The 20,700-nt window shown below is 59.2% G+C and carries 16 protein-coding genes and 2 pseudogenes; 6 read left to right on the plus strand and 12 right to left on the minus strand.

Annotated elements, in window-relative coordinates:
• Positions 1 to 212 precede the first annotated feature (212 nt).
• The 6 genes and pseudogenes from MUN86_RS31150 (at position 213) to MUN86_RS09090 (ending at position 5,111) form a co-directional block, all read left to right on the plus strand.
• Positions 213 to 833 (plus strand): sodium:solute symporter family transporter, encoded by a 621-nt coding sequence (locus tag MUN86_RS31150; protein ID WP_280640617.1) that lies wholly within the window; start codon positions 213 to 215, stop codon positions 831 to 833.
• On the plus strand, positions 833 to 1,801 hold the full coding sequence (locus MUN86_RS09070; protein ID WP_280640618.1) for a sodium:solute symporter family transporter: 969 nt from the start codon (positions 833 to 835) through the stop codon (positions 1,799 to 1,801). Before MUN86_RS31150 ends, MUN86_RS09070 begins: the two co-directional genes overlap by 1 nt.
• A gap of 138 nt (positions 1,802 to 1,939) precedes the next feature.
• Positions 1,940 to 2,539 carry a TetR/AcrR family transcriptional regulator gene (locus MUN86_RS09075; RefSeq protein WP_245124402.1) on the plus strand — a complete coding sequence of 200 codons (600 nt, stop codon included), beginning with the start codon at positions 1,940 to 1,942 and terminating at the stop codon, positions 2,537 to 2,539.
• 47 nt (positions 2,540 to 2,586) lie between these two features.
• Positions 2,587 to 3,018: an efflux MFS transporter permease gene (locus MUN86_RS09080; RefSeq protein ID WP_245124404.1), complete on the plus strand. Its 432-nt coding sequence runs from the start codon at positions 2,587 to 2,589 to the stop codon at positions 3,016 to 3,018.
• Between the two features lie 33 nt (positions 3,019 to 3,051).
• A pseudogene (gene fabF / locus MUN86_RS09085) lies at positions 3,052 to 4,303 on the plus strand (beta-ketoacyl-ACP synthase II).
• Between the two features lie 70 nt (positions 4,304 to 4,373).
• The gene (locus MUN86_RS09090; RefSeq protein ID WP_245124407.1) at positions 4,374 to 5,111 is read left to right on the plus strand and encodes an SDR family oxidoreductase; all 738 of its coding nucleotides are present in this window, start codon (positions 4,374 to 4,376) and stop codon (positions 5,109 to 5,111) included.
• 16 nt (positions 5,112 to 5,127) lie between these two features.
• Here MUN86_RS09090 and MUN86_RS09095 read toward each other — a convergent pair whose 3' ends face one another.
• The 12 genes and pseudogenes from MUN86_RS09095 to MUN86_RS09150 form a co-directional block, all read right to left on the minus strand.
• A complete protein-coding gene (locus MUN86_RS09095) occupies positions 5,128 to 7,461 on the minus strand; it encodes a DUF5703 domain-containing protein (protein ID WP_245124409.1) in 2,334 nt (777 codons plus the stop codon).
• Positions 7,458 to 8,891: a sialate O-acetylesterase gene (locus tag MUN86_RS09100; protein WP_245124411.1), complete on the minus strand. Its 1,434-nt coding sequence runs from the start codon at positions 8,889 to 8,891 to the stop codon at positions 7,458 to 7,460. Before MUN86_RS09100 ends, MUN86_RS09095 begins: the two co-directional genes overlap by 4 nt.
• A gap of 124 nt (positions 8,892 to 9,015) precedes the next feature.
• Entirely contained in the window at positions 9,016 to 10,221 is a 1,206-nt protein-coding gene (locus MUN86_RS09105; RefSeq protein WP_245125681.1) for a glycoside hydrolase family 127 protein, read from the minus strand.
• Entirely contained in the window at positions 10,122 to 11,060 is a 939-nt protein-coding gene (locus MUN86_RS09110; RefSeq protein WP_245124413.1) for a beta-L-arabinofuranosidase domain-containing protein, read from the minus strand. The genes MUN86_RS09105 and MUN86_RS09110 overlap by 100 nt, the downstream gene beginning before the upstream one ends.
• Before the next feature lie 154 nt (positions 11,061 to 11,214).
• The gene (locus MUN86_RS09115; RefSeq protein ID WP_245124415.1) at positions 11,215 to 13,716 is read right to left on the minus strand and encodes a glycosyl hydrolase; all 2,502 of its coding nucleotides are present in this window, start codon (positions 13,714 to 13,716) and stop codon (positions 11,215 to 11,217) included.
• A 2-nt stretch (positions 13,717 to 13,718) separates the two neighbouring features.
• Complete coding sequence (locus MUN86_RS09120) at positions 13,719 to 14,690, minus strand: glycosyl hydrolase (RefSeq protein WP_245124418.1); 972 nt, start codon at positions 14,688 to 14,690, stop codon at positions 13,719 to 13,721.
• Between the two features lies 1 nt (position 14,691).
• Positions 14,692 to 15,741 (minus strand): beta-galactosidase small subunit, encoded by a 1,050-nt coding sequence (locus MUN86_RS09125; protein WP_245124420.1) that lies wholly within the window; start codon positions 15,739 to 15,741, stop codon positions 14,692 to 14,694.
• Entirely contained in the window at positions 15,717 to 16,058 is a 342-nt protein-coding gene (locus MUN86_RS09130) for a DUF4981 domain-containing protein (protein WP_375379500.1), read from the minus strand. Before MUN86_RS09130 ends, MUN86_RS09125 begins: the two co-directional genes overlap by 25 nt.
• Positions 16,059 to 17,974 (minus strand): annotated as a pseudogene (locus MUN86_RS09135) (glycoside hydrolase family 2 TIM barrel-domain containing protein); the annotation flags it as partial.
• 163 nt (positions 17,975 to 18,137) lie between these two features.
• Complete coding sequence (locus tag MUN86_RS09140; RefSeq protein WP_245125683.1) at positions 18,138 to 19,586, minus strand: glycoside hydrolase family 2 TIM barrel-domain containing protein; 1,449 nt, start codon at positions 19,584 to 19,586, stop codon at positions 18,138 to 18,140.
• On the minus strand, positions 19,502 to 20,164 hold the full coding sequence (locus MUN86_RS09145) for a glycoside hydrolase family 2 protein (protein WP_245124429.1): 663 nt from the start codon (positions 20,162 to 20,164) through the stop codon (positions 19,502 to 19,504). Before MUN86_RS09145 ends, MUN86_RS09140 begins: the two co-directional genes overlap by 85 nt.
• Positions 20,077 to 20,616 (minus strand): glycosyl hydrolase 2 galactose-binding domain-containing protein, encoded by a 540-nt coding sequence (locus MUN86_RS09150; protein ID WP_245124431.1) that lies wholly within the window; start codon positions 20,614 to 20,616, stop codon positions 20,077 to 20,079. Before MUN86_RS09150 ends, MUN86_RS09145 begins: the two co-directional genes overlap by 88 nt.
• Positions 20,617 to 20,700: the final 84 nt, after the last annotated feature.

Genomic DNA, 20,700 nt, shown 5'->3' on the forward strand with positions numbered 1-20,700 from the left:
TGCGGAGTATGTGTCGCCTCAAGCCAAGGGTTCAATCCCCTCGCGTGCTGACGTTGTCAAACTATATCCGTCCTGCTGAGCGGAGTCGAAGCATCTCGCGTGCTGAGGTTGCAATGCTAACTCAACGATTCGCGCGAAATGCTTCGACTCCGCTCAGCAGGACATTCTTCTTCATTTAGCACCCTTCCCAATCCTACCTAAACGCTACCCGCATGGGCAATAATCTACTCGGCCGGCTCACCTTCTGGGACTACGCCATTGTGGTGGCGTACCTCGTTATTCTGTTTGCCATTGGCTACCGGGCCAGCTTCTCGAAGAAAGAGAAAACCGAGGAATCGTTGTTTCTGGCGAATAAGTCGTTGGGGTGGGCTAGTATTGGGTTCAATATGTGGGGTACCAATGTGGGGCCTTCCATGCTGCTGGCATTCGCCTCGATTGGCTATAGCACGGGCATTGTGGCGGTGAATTTCGAGTGGTACGCCTTCGTGTTTCTGTTTTTGCTGGCCGTAGTATTCGCGCCTCGCTACCTGGCCGCCAACGTGAGCACCATGCCCGGGTTCATGGGCCGGCAGTACGGCGATTCCACCCAAAATATCCTCGCCTGTTACGCCCTGATTAAGATTCTGATTTCGTGGTTGTCGTTGGGCTTGTTCTCGGGTGGGGTGCTGGTGCGGCAGATTCTGGGTATTCCGATGTGGCAGTCGGTGATTGTGCTGGTACTGTTTGCGGGGTTGTTCACGTTTGCCGGCGGCTTGAAAGCTATTGCCAGGGTAAACGTGTTTCAGATGTTGCTGCTCATCGGGGTTTCGCTCACGCTCACCGTGATGGGGTAATGAAAGTAGGCGGACTGAATGCGCTCTGGCACAGCGTACCAAGCCACTACTGGAACCTTGTGCAGCCCGCTTCCGACCCGAAATACCCGTGGTACGCCATTTTGCTAGGCTACCCGGTGTCGGCGGTGGCGTTTTTCTGTACCGATCAGGCCATGGTGCAGTCAGTACTAGGGGCGAAGAACTTAGAGCAGGGGCAGTTGGGCGTAAACTTCATCGGTTGGCTCAAGATCCTATCATTGCCACTGTTCATCCTAACCGGGGTGCTCTGCTACGTGCTGTTCCCCAACCTCGCCAGTCCCGACCAAGCTTATATGACAATGGTGACGAGCCTGTTCCCGACCGGCATGAAGGGACTGGTTATCGTGGTGCTGATTGCGGTGCTGGTGGGCACTATAAGCTCCTCGCTCAATGCGCTGAGCACTGTGTTTGCCATGGATGTGTACGCCCGCAATATCAACCGTCACGCCACCGAAAAGGACGTGGTACGGGTTGGCCGCGTGACGGTATTGGTGGGCTGCGCTTTCGCCGTACTTGTGGCGCTTGCCATCGACTCGGTGAAGGGCCTTAACCTGTTCGATGTATTTCAAGCGGTGCTCGGGTTTATTGCGCCGCCGCTGGCCGTGGTGTTCCTGTTGTCGGTATTCTGGCGGCGCACCACCCGCCGAACAGTGAACCTGATTCTGTCGGTGGGCTCGGCGTTCAGTTTAGGAGTGGGAGTGGTGTATCTGTGGGTGCTACCGCCAGATAAATACAGTTTCTGGCCGCACTACTTGATATTGTCCTTCTACATCTTCGCGGCCCTCTTCCTTGCGGCCGTGCTGCTCTCTCTCACCGATAAAGCCGGCCAAGAAAACCGCGAAGCCGTGGAGTACGGGGTGCTAGTCAAGCCAACGAAGCGCGTCCGCACCCTATGGGGTGCCTTAGCAGTAGTGATGGTAGGATTGTACCTGATTTTCAACGGGCATTGAGTTTCTGATTAGCGTTATGCCAAAAGGAGCACAGATAGCATGATAGAAGATATTGAAAACTGTGCACTGCAAAACTTTTTGCGACTCTAGTCGTTTTTAATACCAATCGGTATATATTTGCCGCTACTTCTGATTGTCATGTCCAAAGCAGAGCGCACCCGTCAGTTCATCATCGAGCAAACGGCCCCCATTTTCAACAAAATGGGATATGCGGGCACGTCTTTGAATGACCTCACCACGGCCACCGGTCTAACCAAAGGCGCCATCTATGGCAACTTCGAAAACAAAGAAGAGGTGGCACTGGCGGCTTTCGACTACAACATCTCGTTCGTGCGGGAAGGTGTGCGGGCCGGCATTCACAACAGCACCAACGCTCGAGAGCAACTCTTAAGCATGACGCGCTTTTACCGCCAGGTTTACCCCCGGATGTGCACGTCTGGCGGCTGCCCCATCCTGAACACGGCCATCGAAGTGGACGACGCACCGCCCGCCGCTCTGCACCAGCGAGTGCAGGACGTGTTGCAAGGCTGGAAACAGCAGATCGTGCGCATCATTGAGAAAGGCCAGCAAACCGGTGAAATCAAGTCAGCTGCCGACGCCAGCCGCTACGCATTGCTGTTTATTGCGCTGGTAGAAGGCGGTATCATGTTAGCTAAAGCTACCGGCGAGCCAATGGCCTTATTCACCAGCCTCGACCATATCGAGCACCTAATTGAAACCGAGCTGGTAGCCAACTGATTTTTTTTGCTTCAGAATATACCGATTGGTATAAAATAGATTGTTAAATGAGCACTCTCTGCCTGTTCCTGCTGTGTGTTACCGTCATTGCGGCGGCGGTTATACAGCTGACCGACACCAGTAGTATGAACGTGGCACTGTCGCGCATAAGCGGCAACCCCAGCGTAACGCTGACCAACATGCCGAGGGTGATTACTGCGTATGCCATTGCCAACGTCATCACTATTCCTATTACCAGCTTTCTGGCGGCGCTACTTTACAGGGTCATTTGCAGTGTTTATGGTGGTGTCCGGGCTGTGCGGTACGGCCTGCAACATTTGGATGCTGGTGGTTTTCTGGTTTGTACAGGGCATTGGGGCAAAGCACTGCTTTCCACTGCGCAGACTATTGTGTTCGAGGCTTTTCCGCAGACCAAACGCGGCCTAGCTAGTGCTTTGTTTGGCAGCGGGCCAGTAACCGTCAGCCTGACTGACCACTAGTGAAGTCTTCCCTTTCATTTCAAGTTTGTTTTCATGCCTAGCTTAAAACGTGTGGTCGTTACGGGTGTGGGTGCCCTGACGCCCATTGGCAATAATGCCGCGGCTTTCGGCCGGGCGCTGCTGGCCGGTACGAGCGGAGCCGCGCCTATCACGCGCTTCGACGCCAGCAAGTTTAAAACTCGCTTTGCTTGCGAAATCAAAGGCTTCGATCCGCTCGACTTTCTGGACCGAGGCGAAATCCGTAAGTACGACCTGTTTACGCAATACGCGCTGGTAGCCGCCGAGGAAGCCATTGGTCACGCGCAGCTCGCTTTCCCGGAGCTGAATCGCAACCGTATTGGGGTTATTTGGGGTTCGGGAGCGGGCGGCCTGGGCACGTTGCAGGAGCAGATAACCGAGTTTGCCCACGGCGACGGCACGCCGCGCTTCAGCCCTTTTTTTGCCTCGAAAATGATTGTGGACATTGCCGCCGGGCTGATTTCTATCCGTCACGGTTTGCGAGGGCCAAACTATGCCACGGTTTCGGCTTGCGCTACCTCCACTACGGCTCTTGTGGATGCCTTCAACTATATCCGCCTCGGCAAAGCCGACGTGATGATTGCCGGTGGCTCCGAGGCCGCCATCAACGAGACGGGTATCGGTAGCTACAACGCCATTCGGGCCTTGTCAACCCAAAACGACGACCCGGCCTCTGCCTCGCGGCCTTTTGATGTGCGCCGCGACGGATTTGTGGTGGGCGAAGGAGCCGGCGCGCTGATTTTGGAAGAGTACAAGCACGCCCTACGGCGCGGAGCCCCGGTGCTGGCGGAGGTAGTTGGGGCGGCATGGCCGCCGATGCTTATCACCTCACCGGCCCGCACCCGGAAGGAGAGGGGCTTATCTGAGCATGCTGGCGGCCCTTGACGATGCTGGCCTGCACGCCGCGCAGATTGATTATTTGAATGCGCATGCGACGTCTACGGGATTAGGCGATGCCAGTGAGCTACGCGCTTTTGAGCGGGTTTTTGGCCCAACTCCTCACCTGCACATCAGCGCTACTAAGTCCATGACCGGGCACCTGCTTGGGGCAGCCGGGGCCATTGAGGCCATTGCCTGCGTGCAGGCGGTGCAGCACGATGTGGTGCCGCCCACCATCAATACCACGCAGCCCGACCCAGCTGTGGTCGGCCGGTTTCAACTCACGCTAGGGGAGCCTGCCTACCGGCCCGTAACCTATGCCATGAGCAACTCCTTCGGTTTTGGTGGGCACACGGCTACGCTCATTGTACAGAAATATTCAACCTGAAAACAGCCCACTCAGAGAGTCGCCACTATCCATTGATTTTCCAGTAACCTCTTTTTTCAACCCATTTATCATGGACATTTCAAATAAAACAGTGCTTGTTACAGGCGGTGGCTCCGGTATTGGCTTGGCCATTGCCAAGCTGCTAATTGAGAAAGGCAACCGGGTCATCATCACGGGCCGCAGCGAAGCCCGGCTACAGCAAGCCGCCGCACAACTGCCGGGCGCCGCGGCCATCGCGTGCGACGTAACCGACGAGGCAGCCGTAACAAAACTGGTGCAGCAGGTGCAAGCAGCGTTTGGCGAGCTAAGTGTGCTGATTAACAATGCGGGGCAGGCATCAGCGTACCAGTTGGCGGCTGGGGCAGATGCCTTCGCGAAAGCCGAAACCGAAATTTCAACCAACTACTTGGCCGTCGTGCGACTGACCGAGCAGTTGCTGCCCGTGCTCAGCCAGCAGCCGGAAGCGGCCATCGTGAACGTTTCCTCCATTGTAGCCTTCGCCCCGAGCGTGGCCGTCCCGACTTATTCGGCCAGCAAAGCGGCGCTGCATTCCTACACCCAGGCCTTGCGGCATACGCTTGCCAAAACCACCGACATTCGGGTGTTTGAGTTGATGCCACCCCTCGTCAACACGGATTTTTCGCAGGATATCGGGGGTGAAAACGGCATTCCGCCGCTGGAAGTGGCCGAAGCGCTGATAGCAGGATTAGCGGAAGAGGAATATGAAATCCATGTTGGGCAGACAGCGCAGTTCTACCAATTCCACCATTCGTCGCCTGCCGAGGCCTTTGCCATGATGAACGCGTAGCAGGCGCCTTCCCCTGCTAGTCCACCACAATATCCTGGCGGCGCGACTCCGGTGTCACCTTTACTATCTGAACTTGGCCATCTTTCACTACGGCTTCCACGGTGGTTTGGTAGGGGGCGTGCAGCTTGAAATGCACATCCCAGGTTCGGGGCCAGGCGGGGAGTAGGAAGATTTTGCGGCCGTCGGTTTGCAAGAGCATTTCCTGGAGGCCAAGCATACCAGCGCCGCCCCAGTTGTGGTCGGGTGCCCAGTCGTAGCCGGGGCCCCAGAAGGCGGGGAAGCGGCGGCCGGAATCTTGTAGCTTCTTCACGGTTAGCTCGGCGGCTTCGTCGGTCAGGCCGAGGCGGGCGGCGAAAATGTTATGCTGCTTCCACCCGATGTGGCTGCGAAATTTCTGCACATCCGGGTCGTAGCGGTAGGTATTGACGGCCACCGCCAGGTCGGCCTTGCCGATGCCGTACAAGCCCCACGGAAACACGGGGTAGAGCTGCGGACTTTCCACGTTGTTGATTCGCTCCCAAGATTTGGCCGGGGCGAGCAGCTTGTGGCCTTCCACCTCTCGCAAGCTGATGTCGGGGACCCGGCCGAGCATGGCCGTCCACGTTTTGCGCTGTTCGGCGGTGCCATAGGTAGGCGGCAGTTCCAGCAGGCGCGTCAGTACGGTGCGCAAAGCGGCAATGGTGGCAGTGGAATTGTAGGCCATCTTGTAGGTTTCGGCACCGGAGCCAGGATAAAGCACCAAGTGGCCTTCTCCGTCGAGGGCTTTGGCGCCGCGCTGGCGCGCCAGGTATTGGTAATGCTCGTCGAAAAAAGTCAGGCAGCTTTCCACGAAGGGCAGGTAAGCGGCTACGTCGTGGCCGGCGTAGCGCTCGGTTTCCAACATCATCAAGCAGAATTCCAGCACCGTGTCCCACTCGTATTCCAGCCAGGCGTTGTACTCTAGGCCGGGGTCGAAGCCGGGAGGGCGTTTCCAGTTGTATTCGGCCGGGTTGGGCAAGCCGAAGTTTTCGAGTTGCTCGGTGAAGCAGGCGCCTTGGTGGTGCCAGTACGTTTCACTGCGCAGCTCGGCATTGCGCAGGATGCGCAGGTAGAAATCGAACTGCGGCTTCATTAGGGTGGCGTCGCCGCTTTTCAGCATCGGCCAATACACCAACCGCTGGTTTTGGGCGGTGTGGGTGCCGCCGCCCCAGTTGCGAAAATCCGGGGTGAACTTCAACGTGGAATCCGTTAGCGAAGGGTCGTAGGTGAACAAACCCCCGTTGAACTTGGTGGGGTAAGCACCGAACGCATTGCACCCCAACATATAGCGCATTAGCTGGTAGTTGCGCCCCGCCTGCCACTCGGGCGCGTTGGCGGCCTGCTGCCCCGGTTGCACGTACACAAAGCTGCGGTTCCAGTAGTCGCGCCACCAGGCCAGCGTGCGTTGCCGGCTTTCTTTCAGGTTTTGTTGCGCAGCCGCTAACGTCTGTTGCAAGCTCTGCCGCCACTGCGCCGCCCTCGGCGAGTAGGCGGTGTGCATAGCCACTACCATGGAGTGGGCGCGGGCCGCCCGACTTTTCAGCTTCCAGCCCTGATAAGGCGTATCGAGGTACTTGCCGGAATAAGTGCCGGCCGGAGCGAAGCCGCGCCCTTGCAGCACACCGCCGAAAATCAAGTTTTGCAGCGGATTGGTTAATTGCGGCTTTATAGCTACCAACCCTTGCTGCTGCACTGTCACGTCGAATACCGTTTGGGCGCGATTTTGGTGGAAGAACTCCACGCCCTGGCGGCGGAAGCGGATGCTGTCTTGCAGGGTTTTTACCTCGCCCTGCGGCGCCCACTTATAGGAATTCTGGTTGTTTTCCTTGCCTTTGGTGGGGTGGTCTTGGTAGCGCCAGCTTTCGTAGCTGGCCTCCGCCACCACTTTCTCGGAGCTGCTGACCTCAACGTGTACGACCGGCTTGAACACGTCCACCCAAATGTGCACCTGCGCCGAGTTGTTGCCGACGGTACCGCTCAGCGTTACGTCGCCGGCTTCAAGGTTAAGGTGCTGCTTGAAGGTGCCGCCTGCGAAGGGGTTCGGGGAAAGCCGCAGCCGTACGCGGCCGAGCTTGAGTAGCGTATTGTTTTCGTCGAAGGTGCCGCTGCGGGCCACGTAGAACAGCACGTCGCCTTGCTCCACCCACGCGTTCAGGCCCACGTCGCCGCCACCGCAGGGCATGGATTCGCGGGCGTTGCAACTCGGGCTGGTCCAGGTGATGTTGCAGGCCGCTAGCTCGGGGTCGGCTGCCGCGGTTTTTTGAGCACGAATGGTAAGGGGGAGCAGGCACAGCAACAGCGCGCCCAAGCGCCCAAGAAGAAACTTACTCATTGCGCCCAATCATCAGTCCGAAACGATGATACGGGCAAGTCTTCGTTGCTGAACAACGTGGCGCGGGTGAAGTCCTGGAAGGCGTAGCGCACGGCCACCGGCGCCTTCACCGCCTCGCTCGACACCGTGATGACGCTGCCGTTGATGGCGGCTTTGGCGGGGTAAAACTTCTGGTCGGTGCCGGCCACTTCAAAGCCCGTTAGCTCCAACCCGAAGCTGCTCAGGCCGTTCGGTGCGTCCTTGAATTTCACTGCTACGGCCCCGTCTTTCACCTCCAGCGACTCGTAGGCCGGGCTAGTAGCGCCGAAGCCTTTCAGCCCATACGTTTTGGCTAAAGCCAGCAGCGCTAAGCGGGTACCGCCAAGTTCTTTGCGCATGGGGTGAATGGAATTTTCTTCGCCCACATCAAGCAGGACGGCCATGGCGGCATTTGGCATTTGGGATTCGGCCTTGCGCTGGGCGTCGCGCAGGAAGGCCGAGTTGAACTTGCCGCCTTTGTTGTAGGGCGGGAGCTGGGCGTAGTTGTACGGGGCAATTTGGGCGTAGTAGAACGGAAAATCGCCCATGCTCCACTCCGTGCGCCACTCTTTCACCAACGCTGCCAGCCGGGCCGGGTACTCGTCGGGGTGCTCGTAGTTGGATTCGCCCTGGTACCAGATAACACCCCGAATACCGTAGCCGACCACCGGGTGCAGCATGCCATTGTAGAGCGTGGTGGGCGTGCGGTTCACCTCTTTGATGGAGTCGGTTTTAAGTGGAATTGTCACGCCCGCGAATTGGCGGAGCGTTTCGGCGTTCATCCAGGCCTCAATGGTAGAGCCGCCGTAGCTGCAATTGATCAGGCCCACCGGCACGTGCAACAGCTCGTTGAGCAGCCGGCCAAAGTAATAGCCGGTGGCGCTGAAGTTCGATACGGCTTCGGGCTCGGCCACTTTCCAAACGAAGGGCTTGCTGTTGTCTTTGGGTTCGGTGCGGGAGTTGCGCGGCACGTTGTAGAGCCGAATATTGGGGTTGCTCGACTTCAAAATAGCCTCGTTGGCGTTTAGAATCGGTTGGCCCTTGAAGCCCTTCATCGGCATCTCCATGTTCGACTGTCCCGTGCAGAGCCACACCTCGCCCACCAACACGTTCTTCAATGTCACGGGCTTTCCGTCGCTGATGGTTAGTTGGTACGGCCCACCCGCTTGTGGCGTCGTTACTTTTAGTTTCCACTTACCCGCCGCGTCGGCTTTGGTGGTGTACTTCTGCTTGCCCCACGAAGGCGCTACGGTGATGGTGCTGCCCGCCTTTGCCCATCCCCACACCGCACACGCCGCTTGCTGCTGAAACACCATGTTGTCGGTGAAAAGGGCAGGCAACTTAACTTCCGCCCAAAGCAGGCGAGGAATAAGCAGTGCGGCGAGGCAGAAGAGAAATGACTTGGTGTTCATGTAAGAAAGCAGCAAGCTCAGTTGGACGTTCGGGTGGTGTTAGCAATGGCAGCACGCATTTCTGTTTTGCTGAGCAAAGCTGAAGGTTGATGGCTTTTGGTGTTGGGGAATGCATGGCAAACCACTACCGGCTCACTGGAATCCAGACTTGCATATCGGTGTGGCCGCGGTTGCCCCAGGCGTAGTAGGGAATGAGGGTGAGCGGTACCGTGGTGGGTTTGCGGTTGGAAAGCGGGCGGTAGAGCTGGCTGCTCCATTGTTGGTCGGGTGTCAGCTCCCCTTTGCCGGTAAGGGTCATTACGCTGCTGCCCTCGATGCGTAGCTGCTTCGGCGAAAAGCGAGTGCCAGCCGAAATGGTAAGGGCCGAGAGCTTCTGGTTAACCGGGAAGTCTTTGGTTTCCGCGCAGTACACAATGGGGCCGCGTTTCACGGCTACCTGGTTGCGGGTTTCTTCCACTAGCGGGTTGGCTTCCACGAGTCGAGCGGGCATTGGCAATTGCAGTTCCACTTGGTCGCCGGCCTTCCAGGTGCGGTTCACTTCGGCGTAGGTGCCGGGCTTTAGCGCCACGTTTTGCGCTTTGCCATTGACGAGCAGCTTAACTTGCTCGCTCCAACCCGGAATCCGGAGAAACAGCGAAAACGGCTTAAGTGGCGCTTCGTTCAGCGTCAGCTTCACGGTGCCGTCCCACGGATAATCGGTTACTTGGCTCATGCGCACGGCGGAGCCATCCCGAAGCTTGGTGTTCAGCGTATTGCCGCCGTACATATTCAGCCACAGACCTTTGTCTGATACGCTGTACAGGTAGTTGCTGACCTCAGCTACGGTGCGCACTACGTTGGGCGGGCAGCAGTTGGAAAGGCTGATGTAGTCGACCCGATCCTTGGACCACCGCTGGCTGAATGGCAGCTCGTCGGAATACGCCAGCGGATTGGTGTACAGAAACCGCTTGCCATCTAGGCTGATACCTGAAAGCACGCTGTTGTAGAGTGCCGTTTCCAGCACGTCGGCGTACTTGGCGTCGGCGGTAACTTGCAGCATGCGCCAGTTCCAGAGCACGTTGCCGATGTTGGCGCAGGTCTCGCCGTGGGCCGTGTAGTTGGGGAGCTGGTAGTCGCGCCCATACGCCTGGTGAATTTTCTGCACCGTGTCGGGTTTGTAGGCGGTGCCGTCGGGCGAAACACCGTCGTAAAGCGCTCCGCAGGCTCCCGTGACGTACATTTTGTGGCTGGTCACGTCGTTCCACATCTTGTCCAGGGTGGTGAGCAACGCTTTGTCGCCGGTTTCGGCATACACGTCGGCCACGCCCGCAAACAGGTAATTGGCGCGCACGGCGTGGCCGCCGGCTTTCTGCATCTGCCGGAACGGCAGGCGGTCCTGGTTGTCGTCGGTGCCGTTCTGCACCAGCCCCGGATATTGATCAGGTTTTTGGAGAGTTCCAAGTAGCGCGGGTCGCGGGTAGTGCGGTACATTTCCACCACGCCCATGTAGTGGGAAGGGCAGATGGCATTGCGGGCCAGCTCCGGCGAGGACCGCTGATAAAAGTTGTAGAGGTAATCGGTAGCCTTTTTCGCCAAATCCAGCATGGTCGTTTTGCCGGTGGCGCGGTAGTGCACGCAGGCGGCCGTCATCAGGTGGCCTAGGTTGTAGCTTTCAAAGTTGAGCCGGTCCTGAAACTCGGTGCCCTTGCCCGTGTTCAGCGCCGCAATGGTAGCCTGCGTATTGAGGTAGCCGTCGGGGCGCTGGCACTTGGCAATAACGGTGATGGCCTCGTCCATCATGCGGTCCAGGGCCGGGTCTTTAGTGGTGGCGTAAGTGGCGGCCACGGCTTCAAACAGCTTGTAAAAGTCGCCGTCGTGAAAGGGCGGACCTTTGTGCTCGCCTTTTTCCAGCCCCGCCGCAATTTCAAAGTTGCGGAACGAGTGATTTTTCACCGGATCATGGTACAAGGCCCACATGGTCGGAATCATGGATTCTCGGCACACTTTAAACCGGTCGGCCCAAAAGCCTTGCTGCCAACTCACGCTGCCTACGTCCACGCCGCTCAGCTTGGCATAGGTACTGGCAGATGTGTTAACCAGTCCTTTGTCTTGGGCCGTCGCTGGTCGGGCAATTAGCGTTGCGAAGCTGAGGAGCGCAACAGGAAGGAAATTGCGGGTGGAACGATTCATGGCAATAAGCTCAGAGTCAAAAATTAAGAAAGGTCATTGTGCTGACCTGGCACCTGTCATGCTGAGCGCAGTCGAAGCATGACGTTCTGGTTGGCAATAGCAACACAATACAAGCCTCGCGGCACTCTGCACGATGGTTTTTGCGGTTCATATTTCATTTCGACGATTCCTTGGAAACGCTGATGCCAACTGGCCCGAGCAAGCCAGCCGGTAGCAGTGGCTTGCCAGCGGCTGGCGCAGGCGCAGGCGTCCAGGTGTGGCGCTGGTCAGTGGGGAGGGCTTGGTCGCCGATGAGGCGGTTAGCCCAAGTGTTGGTCACGAGAATGCGAAGCTGGTTGTCGCCCTTGCGTAGGGCGTTGGTGATGTCGATGCGGTAGGGAGCAGTCCAGGAAATGCCACAAGTTGTGTCGTTCACCTGCACTTCGGCTAGGTTGGCGAGTTGGCCGAGCTCCAGCCACACCCGCTGCTGGCGGCGCTTACTTTGCTTCCAGCGGAAAGTCTTGGTGTACTCGGCGGTGCCGGAATAATGCCGGATGGCCGTGTCGGGGTGCTTGCTCCAGTCCGTGAGGTCATGGAAGACGACGGGTTGGGCAGGGCCACCGGCTTTGGCGTCAAAGGAAACCTGCCACGGCCCGCTCAGGGTTTGCTGCAACTCTAAGTCCGTCCAGTTTCGGCCGGTATGGGCGGCTTGCTGCGTGGTCGGCTCCCGAAACACCACGAACATGGACTCGTTGCGGTTTAGCCGCAACGGCAGCCGGGTGCGGCCATTTTCGAGTTGCCAGTCTTGCGCTAAGCGCGTTTCACCCGTTACCGGGTTCCATAGCTCCGGCTGTCGCCCCGCCACCCGCACCGACAGGTTGATGGTTTGGAGCGAGTCGAGCTGATTGGAAATGAAGTAGATATCGAACTGCGCGTCGGTGCGGTGATTCCAGGCAATGCCGCGGGCGCGTTGGCCGCTGGCACTGGTTGCTACTACATCCCGCGTCAAGCCCAACGCCTCAAACGAATCAGCGGTGAAAGGTCCTTGCACTACTCGGCCTTGACCAAAGGAAAGCGGCGCCACAGAAGTTGAGGCAATTAAGTTGTTCGTGGAAGGTAGTTGCGCCGTGAGCTGCTGAATTTGTTTGTCGGCCGCCGGGAAGTCGCGCAATTCCGGCGAGTGAGTTGGCCGGCGGTTGAGGAGCACGGTGGCCCCGGCTTGCACCAACTCCCGCAGCCGACCGGCCACGGTCGGCGACATAGCCGTGCTATCGGGTGACATGGGGTGGGCTCCGGGAATTATCAGCAAACTGTAGCTGGCCCCGCCCGGTAGCGTGATGCGGCCGTTCTGCACCGTGGCGCGGTTCAGCAGTACATCCTTGTTAAAGGAATCGTAGGCATAGCCGTGCAGCGGGTCCACCAGGGTTTCGGCCGTGGCCATGTTGGCGGAAGCCGATACTTTTTCGGGCAACTCGCGCATGGGCAAGCCAACGTTGGCGAGGCGCTGCTTTTCGCTGGCTACGGTAGCCGCCCCAAAAATGCCCGGCAGCGTCGAAACCAGCCGGTCGGGGAGGATGGCGCGGCGCGGGGTCTCCTCGCCCGTGAATACCGCTACGTCCGTAACGGGGTGGCCAAGTTGGAGCAGGGCCTGGCAGCGGCGGGCGTAGTCCACCCAGGCGCGGCCGGGTTTCCACCAAGTTTGGTCGCGCTGGAAAAAAAGGCCGATGCCACTTAGCGTCATGCCGGGCTTTCGGTTCAGCCAGGGGTTGTGCACGAATACGTGGTACACCATCCGGTTGATGCCCAGTGCGTAGTTGCGGTCCTGCAAGGCCTTGAGCATGCCGGGATGCTCGTCCCAAGCTAGCCTGAGTTCGGTGAAAGCTTCGGCCTGCACGATGTTCTTGCCGTAGATATGCGCGCCCGAAATGGCGTCGAGCATGTCGTTGGGCTTGTCGTGGGTGGGGCTGCGCAGCCAGAACTCGCCCATCGGTACGTCGGCGTGCTGGTAGTGCAGCAGGCCGTCACTCACCATGGTAGGCGCAATGGCCTCGGCCGAAAACGTGCAGCCTTTGGCGTGGGCCTGCTCTTTCAGCGTCACGTAGAACTTGTCGTTTACCAGTTCCGCAATGGTCTGGCGCACATCAAACAGCACCCTTTCCGATACGTCGGCGCTTTCCAGCGGCACCCCGGTCAGCACCGGCAGATAGGGTAGCAATTCGTAGCCGCGGCGCTGCTTGAATTCAGTGGCAAAGTTAATTGACCAGTTCTGCGAGCCGCATTCCCAACTGTCTACGTGAAACATCTTCAGCACCCGACTAGCTAAATCTGGTCCGCCCTGGCGGATAGCTTCGCCAAACCAGCTGTCGAATTGCAGCTTCACGGCTTCGGGATTGAACTTGTCGCACTCCAGCCCGCCGGCCCCGCCGCCCGTGGTATTGATTTGGCCCGTCGAGCCGTGCCCGACGCGCAGAATTGTCCAGTTGCCGGGCGGGACGTTCCAGATCAAGCGGCCGGTAGCGTCCAGCTTGCCGGTCAGGTTGACAACTTTGCTTAGCGGCACGCACAGCGAATCCGGGAGCTGTTGCGCAGTAGTTCGCTCACTTACGCGCCACACCTCACCGTTTTTGCCTTCGTACTGATGAATGCGCGCCTCGCCCGACAGCCGGATTTCAGTCACTTTTAGCGACTGTTTCCACTTGGCCGCGTCCAAGTCCTCGGCACCCGGTTCCGAACCCGTCGGGTCGTAGCGGAAACGGAAGTAGCGGGCGGTGGTGGGGGCAGCGCGTGCGTTACGGCGCTGCTGTCCTGCCAGCCGCTGCGGGGCGGTTGCAGCCGCGTGACGGGCCGGAACTGCTGGCCGTCGTTGCTGACTTCCACTAATAAGCGGTTGGCCTGGTAGTTATAGCCGTTGGAACGAATGCGCAGGGAGCGGCAAGTAAAAGGCTGGTCGAAGGCGTACTGAATCCAGCCCGGTTCACTGGTTTTAAAGCCTTCTTTGTTGCCAGCCACGGCCAGCAGTTCTGGCTTGCCACCCGCTATGTTGCTCGTAACGCGGGGTTTGCTGGTGGCCGTGGAGCTGATGCCTTGGGGAGTAGGATAGGCGTACACCGCAATGTCGCGGTAGTAGTTTTGCACGGTGGCGGCCTGCGGCAGCACTTGGTTTATGCGGCGGCCACCTTTCACCAGGCTCTGCGTGTACACCACCTTCTGCATCGACAGCTCCGGCGTAATCCAGGGGCCGCCGGCCAGGGCAAATCCGTCGCTCACGTGCATGGCCAGTTTCAGGCCGAGGCGGTCGGCTTCCCTCATGGCGTGCTTCACCATTTTCCACCATTGCGGCGAGAGTTGCACGGCTGGCGGCGTAATAGCCGGCGGATTTTCAACGCCCTTTATCGGCATGAGGTAGGCCCCGCCGATGCCCGCTTCGCGCATAGCTTCCAGGTCGGCCGTAATGCCCTCGGGCGTCACGGCGGCGTTCATCCAGTACCAGAACACCCACGGTTTGGCCGCCTCGGGCGGGTTCTGAAACGCCGCCTTCAAGTCGACAGGGGCCGCGCTGGACTGCGCCTGCGCCTCGGGGCTGACCACGCAGGTAATCAGCCCGAGAAGCAGGTTGCACGCGAAGAAAGAAGGAGTGAGCCTACGATTCATGCTACAGTTTGCCGGTGCTGCCGATGGTAGGTGTTTTCCCTTCGCGAACCTGGGTTTTACTCTCAAACCGCACCTTCCGCGCTAGCGCGCTGACGTCAACTTTCTTGCCGCCTAGGGGGAGCAGATAAAAGCTGTAGGCGTAGGGTTTGGCGGGCAACTGGTACTTGTCGATCGGCGCGGCTTGCGCATCCCAACTGGTGTTGCCACCGACGCCCATCTGCGCGAGGTCGATGTTGAGGGTGATGAAACCGGCGTCTTCAAGCTTGTTGGTGTGGCGGGCCGCCTGAATGTTCTGCTCGGTGTAGGGCCAGGCGCTCATACTCAATAAGCTGTCGGCTACTACCAGCAGGCCAGCTTTCTGCTGGTCGGCGAGCTGCATCCAGCGAACATCGGTGCGGTTGGCGTACTCCATGGGCACCACGTAGGAATCGGCAAACTCGCTGAGTGGCTGGCTGTAAATGCCCGCGTCGAAGCCGTAGCGCCGGTCGATGTAGTTTTCCAGCGGGCCGCGGCCGTAGTAGCTGATTTGGGCGTAGTTGCGCCGAATACCCATCTGCATGCCCACCTTCGGGATGTTGGGCAAACCCGCGGCGGGCGTCAAGGCGTACTCCACCTTCAGCACCCCGTTGCCATTGACGGTGTAAGTCACCTGCACCGTGGTTTTATCTGCGATGAGGCGGTAAGTGCTCGTTACAGTGGACGTGCCGATGCCGGACTTATCGAGCGTCATGGTTTGCAGCTTAGGGGAGGCCGTGTACCACTCCTTCAGCTTTTTGTCGGCTTTCCAGCCACGTCGGTCGTTGTCGGTGAGGGGGCGCGTGAAGTGGGGCAGGAGCGGGGCGGCCAGCTGCTCGGTGCCACGGTGGCGGTAGGAGGTTAGCGCGCCGCTGGTTTTGTCGAAGGCTACCTGAAAGTCCTTGCCGCTGAGCGTGTACCTGTTCGCTTCCTCGCGCACCGTCACGGCCGGATACTTGCTAGCGGGTGCCGATGGCTGGGCCAATCCAGTCAGCGCAAACTGGTTGCTGGCTACCTCGTGGCCTTGGGGGCCCAAGTAGCTTGCTCCGGCAGCGTGAAGGAGATAGTGGCCAGATACTCGGCGCCAGATTTCATTTTTGGCAGCAAGGGCTTGAGGGAAAGAATGGTGTCGCGGCCCGCCGCCAGTTGCAGGCGCGGCAGCGTCTTGACGGAAACTACCCGGCCATCCTCGCGCACCGTCAGCGCCGCCGTGTAGTCGCCGAGGGATTTGCTGGCGTGGCGGTTTTCAATTTTCAGCAAGCCTTTGCTGGCATCAATCAAGGTGCATTCCGCTGGTTGGTACACCCGCTTGCACTCGTAGATGGCCGCGTGGGGCTTGCCGTCGGAGGCCACAATGCCTTTGATGGTGAAGTCGTCGTAGTACTTTTCTTGAAAGTCGCCGCCGTAGGCATAAAAGGGCTTGCCAACCGAGTCTTTTTTCAGGAGTCCCTGGTCTTTAAATTCCCAAATGCAGCCCCAATCACGCGCTTGGTGGCGCGCCAACTGTCCCAAAATTCCTTCATGTTGCCGGTGGCGTTGCCCATGGAGTGAGCGTACTCGCAAAAGAAAATGGGCCGGGTGTCGCCGTTTTGCTGTTTGGCTAGCAACTCACCGGTAAACAAGCCGGGGTACATGCGGCTCACCATGTCCACGTAGGCTTGGTCGCGGGGCGTTTGGATGCGGTAGGCGTGGTTTTTGGGGTAGGCGGGGTCGTTGGGGTCGATGTAACCTTCCACGTGCGGGTCGCCCATCGCCGGCTCGTAGTGAATGGGCCGGGTGATGTCGAAATCGTGCAGCCAGGCGGCCATGGCGGCGTGGTTCGGCCCGCGCCCCGACTCGTTGCCGAGGCTCCAGAAGATGATGCTCGGGTGGTTTTTGTCGCGCAACGCCATGCGCATGCTGCGCTCCTGGTAGGCAGTGGTCCAGGCCGGGTCGTTGCTGAGTTTAGAGCCTAACCCGTGGGTTTCCAGGTTGGCCTCGTCGATGACGAGGATGCCGTACTCGTCGCAGAGGTCGTAGAAGTACGGGTCGTTGGGGTAGTGGCTGGTACGGATGCAGTTGAAGTTGAACTGCTTGAGGGTCTGCACGTCCTGCCGGATGTCGTCCCTGGTCACCGCCATGCCCTTGGTGGGGTGGTGGTCGTGGCGGTTGACGCCGTAGAGGTAAGTTTGCTTGCCGTTGAGTAGCAGCTTGCCGTTGTCCTTGGAAAACTCGATGCTGCGGAAGCCAACCTTGCAGCTCTTGGCTTCCAGCACGTTGCCGGCTTGGTCGGTGAGCGTGAGCACCAGCGTATAGAGGTTGGGCGCCTCGTCGCTCCACTTCAGCGGGTTGCGGATGGTGGTTTCCAGCAGCCCGAACTTGGCGTTGTCGAGGCGCGGGTAAGGCTCGTTGATGATGCTTTCGGCAGTGCGCTGCAAGGGCTGAGTTAGCACCGCGGCCCCCGCTTTATCATAGAGCTGCGCTTTCAGTTGATAACCACTCAGGTCGTTGTTGCCGGTTAGGTTTTCTAGCCGGGGCCGGATGCTAAGCACCGCGTCTTTGTACCGCTTATCGAGCTTGGCCTGCCAATGGAAATCGGCAATGCGAAACTTCGGCTCGGCCAGGAGCAGCACTTCGCGGTAGATGCCGCTCAGGCGCCAATGGTCCTGGTCTTCGAGGTAGGACCCATCCGACCAGCGCATCACCTGCACCGAAACGGTGTTCTCACCAGCTTGCAGATAAGGCGTTACGTTGAATTCCGATGGTAGGCAACTATCCTCCCCGTAGCCCAGAAACTTGCCATTTACCCACACCTTAAAGGCCGAACTGACGCCGCCGAAGTGCAGCGTCACGTTCTGATTTTGCCAGCCCGCGGGCACCGTGAACGTGCGCTGGTAGGAGCCCACGCCGTTGTAGTCTTGTGGCACGAAGGGCGGCGCAACGGGGCGAAACGGGTACTTGGCGCTTTTGTAGATCGGTAGGTCGTAGCCGTTCATTTCCCAGTTGGCGGGCACCGTCAGCTGCTTCCAACCACTCACGCGGTTTTTGTAGAAGTCTTTGGGAGCGTCAGCGGGCTTACTGGCAAAGCTGAATTCCCAATTGCCGTTCAGCGAAAGCAACCGTGAGGTTTTGGTCCGGTCGCCCAGCAGGGCCTCTTTTTCAGAAGGGAAAGAGTACGCTGTGGCCCGGGCCGGGTCGCGGTTGAGTTCGGTAATCTGCGGAATCTGGTAGCCGTCGGCTTCGCCGGCGTACACTGTCGGCGGATGGGAAACCCCCGGAAAGAAGTACACGCTGGCCTCTTGGGCGTGGAGTAGCGTGGGCAGCAGGAGCAGCAGGGTGGCCCAAACGGTACGCCTCGCCCCCGGCTTCCTCTTCTCAACAGAAGCGGCGGTGCCAGACGATTAGCGGCGTGGAAAGTAGAATTCAAACAGTGATGAGTCATTGGTTGTACAATCAGTTCTTTGCCGCGTGCGACTGACTTGCCTGCTCTTTTCCAGAAAATGCCCCGGGGGCGGCTGTGCTTGTTAGCGTCACGGCGGCCGGCGTCAGGTTGTCGGCGGTGGCCTGCACCGTGATAGTTCCTTCTTTTTCTGTGGTTTGGATGATGGCCAGGCACATGCCGTTGTAGGCTTTGCGCGAATCGGCCTTGAACGGCTCCAAGCTGGCCTGATAGCCATTGTCGACGCCGGCCACCAAGCCGGGGCCGTTGACGGCAAACTGCACTAGGTTGGCCGCGTCGGGTACCAAGTTGCCGGCGGCATCCAGCACTCTTACAGTAAGGAAGGACAAATCTTTGCCGTCGGCTTGCAGCTTGCTGCGGTCGGCGGTTAGTTCGATTTTGGCGGCGGGGGCAGTCGTGTTGATGGTGCGCGTCAGCACGGTTTGGCCGCCTTTGCGCGACACTGCTTGCAAAGTGCCGGGGGCGTAGGGCACGCGCCACAGCACGTGCAAATCGGCGCCTTGCTTTTTGCGGGTGCCCAGCGACTTGCCGTTGAGTAGTAGCTCCACTTCGTCGGCTTGGCTGTAGTAGGCCCACACGTCCACGGTTTGGCCGGGGCGCCAGTTCCAGTGCGGCAACAAGTGCAGTACGGGCTGGTTGGTCCACTCGCTTTGGTAGAGATAGTAGGCATCCTTGGGAAAGCCGGCCAGGTCGATGACGCCGAAATAAGAGCTGTGCGCCGGCCAGGGGTAGGGGAGCGGCTCGCCGAGGTAGTCGAAGCCGCTCCACACAAAGGTGCCGGTCAGGTGCGGGTTCTGCTTGATGGCGCCCCAGGCGGCCTCGTGCGTGGCGCCCCAGTAGGGTCGGGCGTTGTCGTAGCTGGAAGCCGTGAAGTCGAGGTTGCCGGTGGTAAGCTTGGTTTTGCCGTCCAGCGGCCAGATGCGGACACTATCGGACGGCAGGTCGTAGTGCCCACGGGTTTCGAAAGCCGCCGCGGTTTCGGTGGCCAGAAAGATTTGGCCGGGAAAGCGCTGAGGCAGCTTGGGATATTCCGCGTGCTTGTAGTTGAAGCTCAGCACATCGAGCACGCCGGCCTGGCTGATAAAATTCTTGTCGGGCTCCTGCTCGGTCAGGGCCGAGGTCACGGGCCGGGTGGAATCGAGTTGCTTGACAAGGGCGGTCAGCTCCTTGGCGAGGCGGGTGCCGGTGCTGTCGAATTGCTCCCGGATTTCGTTGCCAATGCTCCAAATGAATACCGAGGGGTGGTTTCGGTCGCGGCGGATTTGGTCTTCCAGGTCGCGGCGGTGCCAGTGCTTGAAATCGAGGTGGTAGTCTTTGCCGTTTTTCTTTTTCTGCCACATGTCAAACGCCTCGTCCATCACCAGAAAGCCCATCCGGTCGCAGAGGTCGAGCAGTTCAGGCGCGGGCGGGTTGTGCGACATCCGAATGGCGTTGCAGCCCATAGCGCGCAGGATTTCCAGCTGCCGCTCGGCGGCCCGCACGTTGAAGGCTGCCCCAGCGCCCCCAAATCATGGTGTTGATTGACGCCCTGAATGCGCAGCAGTTGGCCGTTGAGTTGAAACCCTTGGGGTCTGAACACGGCAGTACGCACACCCAGCGGCGTATCATAGGAATCCACAGCCTTCTTGCCCTGGAACACGGTGGTCTGCACCCGGTACAGGTAGGGCCGCGTGGTTGACCATAGTTGGGGGTTGCTCAGGCTAAGGGTCTGCGCTACGCGGGTAATAGAATCGGTGAGTTTGATGCCTTTCGTGAGCTGCCGAGCCACTTCTTTGCCCTGGGCATCCAGCACCACCGTCTCCAGGTTAGCTTGTTGCTTGCTGCCCGCCGCGTTGCGAATCAGCGTTTGCACGGCAACCGTGGCGGCCGTCGAACTTACCTGCGGCGTGGTCACGAAGGTGCCCCACTGATCTACGGCCACCGGTTGGGTGGTTACCAGCCGTACGTTGCGGTAGATGCCCGAGCCCGTGTACCAGCGGGAGTTTGGCTGCGCGGAATTGTCGACGCGCACGGCCAGCACGTTGACCTGCCCGGGGGGCGGAGGTGAGGCGTCAGGTCGTAGCGAAAGGAAATGTAGCCGTTGGGCCGGTAACCCAAAGAGCGGCCGTTCAGCCATACTTCGCTGTGCTGATGTACCCCGTCGAACTCGATGTAGACCCGCTTGTTTTTGGTAGTGGGCAGCGTGAAGGTTTTGCGGTACCAGCCAACGCCAGTGGGCAAGCCGCCGCCTTCGGGTTTGGCCGGGTTCTTCTCGTCGAATTTGCCCTCGATGCTCCAGTCGTGCGGCAGGCAAAGCTTCCGCCAGGTAGCGTCATTGAAGAGCACTTCTTTGGCTTGCACCTCGTCGCCGAGAAAAAACTTCCAGTCTTTATTGAAGTCAACTACCACCCGCGTTTCCGGTTGCCCACCGAAGGCCGTGCTTGGCACGCCTAGCAGCAATAGCAGAAGAAACGGGAGGAGAGAGCGAGGCATAAGTGTTAAGTTGAAATGATGGACCGTATTCGGCGACCCCACCCCGGCCCCTCCCCTCTGGGAGAGGGGTGCGTTCTGATAAAC

Origin of the sequence: Hymenobacter volaticus (genome assembly GCF_022921055.1) — a bacterium.
GTDB lineage: Bacteria > Bacteroidota > Bacteroidia > Cytophagales > Hymenobacteraceae > Hymenobacter > Hymenobacter volaticus.

What these genes read in the sequence shown, in the direction of transcription:
- MUN86_RS09080 (WP_245124404.1), top strand. Translation starts at nt 2,587, where the DNA reads ATGAGCACTCTCTGCCTGTTCCTGCTGTGTGTTACCGTCATTGCGGCG.
- MUN86_RS31150 (WP_280640617.1), top strand. Translation starts at nt 213, where the DNA reads ATGGGCAATAATCTACTCGGCCGGCTCACCTTCTGGGACTACGCCATT.
- MUN86_RS09075 (WP_245124402.1), top strand. Translation starts at nt 1,940, where the DNA reads ATGTCCAAAGCAGAGCGCACCCGTCAGTTCATCATCGAGCAAACGGCC.
- MUN86_RS09090 (WP_245124407.1), top strand. Translation starts at nt 4,374, where the DNA reads ATGGACATTTCAAATAAAACAGTGCTTGTTACAGGCGGTGGCTCCGGT.
- MUN86_RS09110 (WP_245124413.1), bottom strand. Translation starts at nt 11,060, where the DNA reads ATGAATCGTTCCACCCGCAATTTCCTTCCTGTTGCGCTCCTCAGCTTC.
- MUN86_RS09140 (WP_245125683.1), bottom strand. Translation starts at nt 19,586, where the DNA reads ATGGGCTGCAACGCCATTCGGATGTCGCACAACCCGCCCGCGCCTGAA.
- MUN86_RS09150 (WP_245124431.1), bottom strand. Translation starts at nt 20,616, where the DNA reads ATGCCTCGCTCTCTCCTCCCGTTTCTTCTGCTATTGCTGCTAGGCGTG.
- MUN86_RS09095 (WP_245124409.1), bottom strand. Translation starts at nt 7,461, where the DNA reads ATGAGTAAGTTTCTTCTTGGGCGCTTGGGCGCGCTGTTGCTGTGCCTG.
- MUN86_RS09070 (WP_280640618.1), top strand. Translation starts at nt 833, where the DNA reads ATGAAAGTAGGCGGACTGAATGCGCTCTGGCACAGCGTACCAAGCCAC.
- MUN86_RS09120 (WP_245124418.1), bottom strand. Translation starts at nt 14,690, where the DNA reads ATGAATCGTAGGCTCACTCCTTCTTTCTTCGCGTGCAACCTGCTTCTC.
- MUN86_RS09100 (WP_245124411.1), bottom strand. Translation starts at nt 8,891, where the DNA reads ATGAACACCAAGTCATTTCTCTTCTGCCTCGCCGCACTGCTTATTCCT.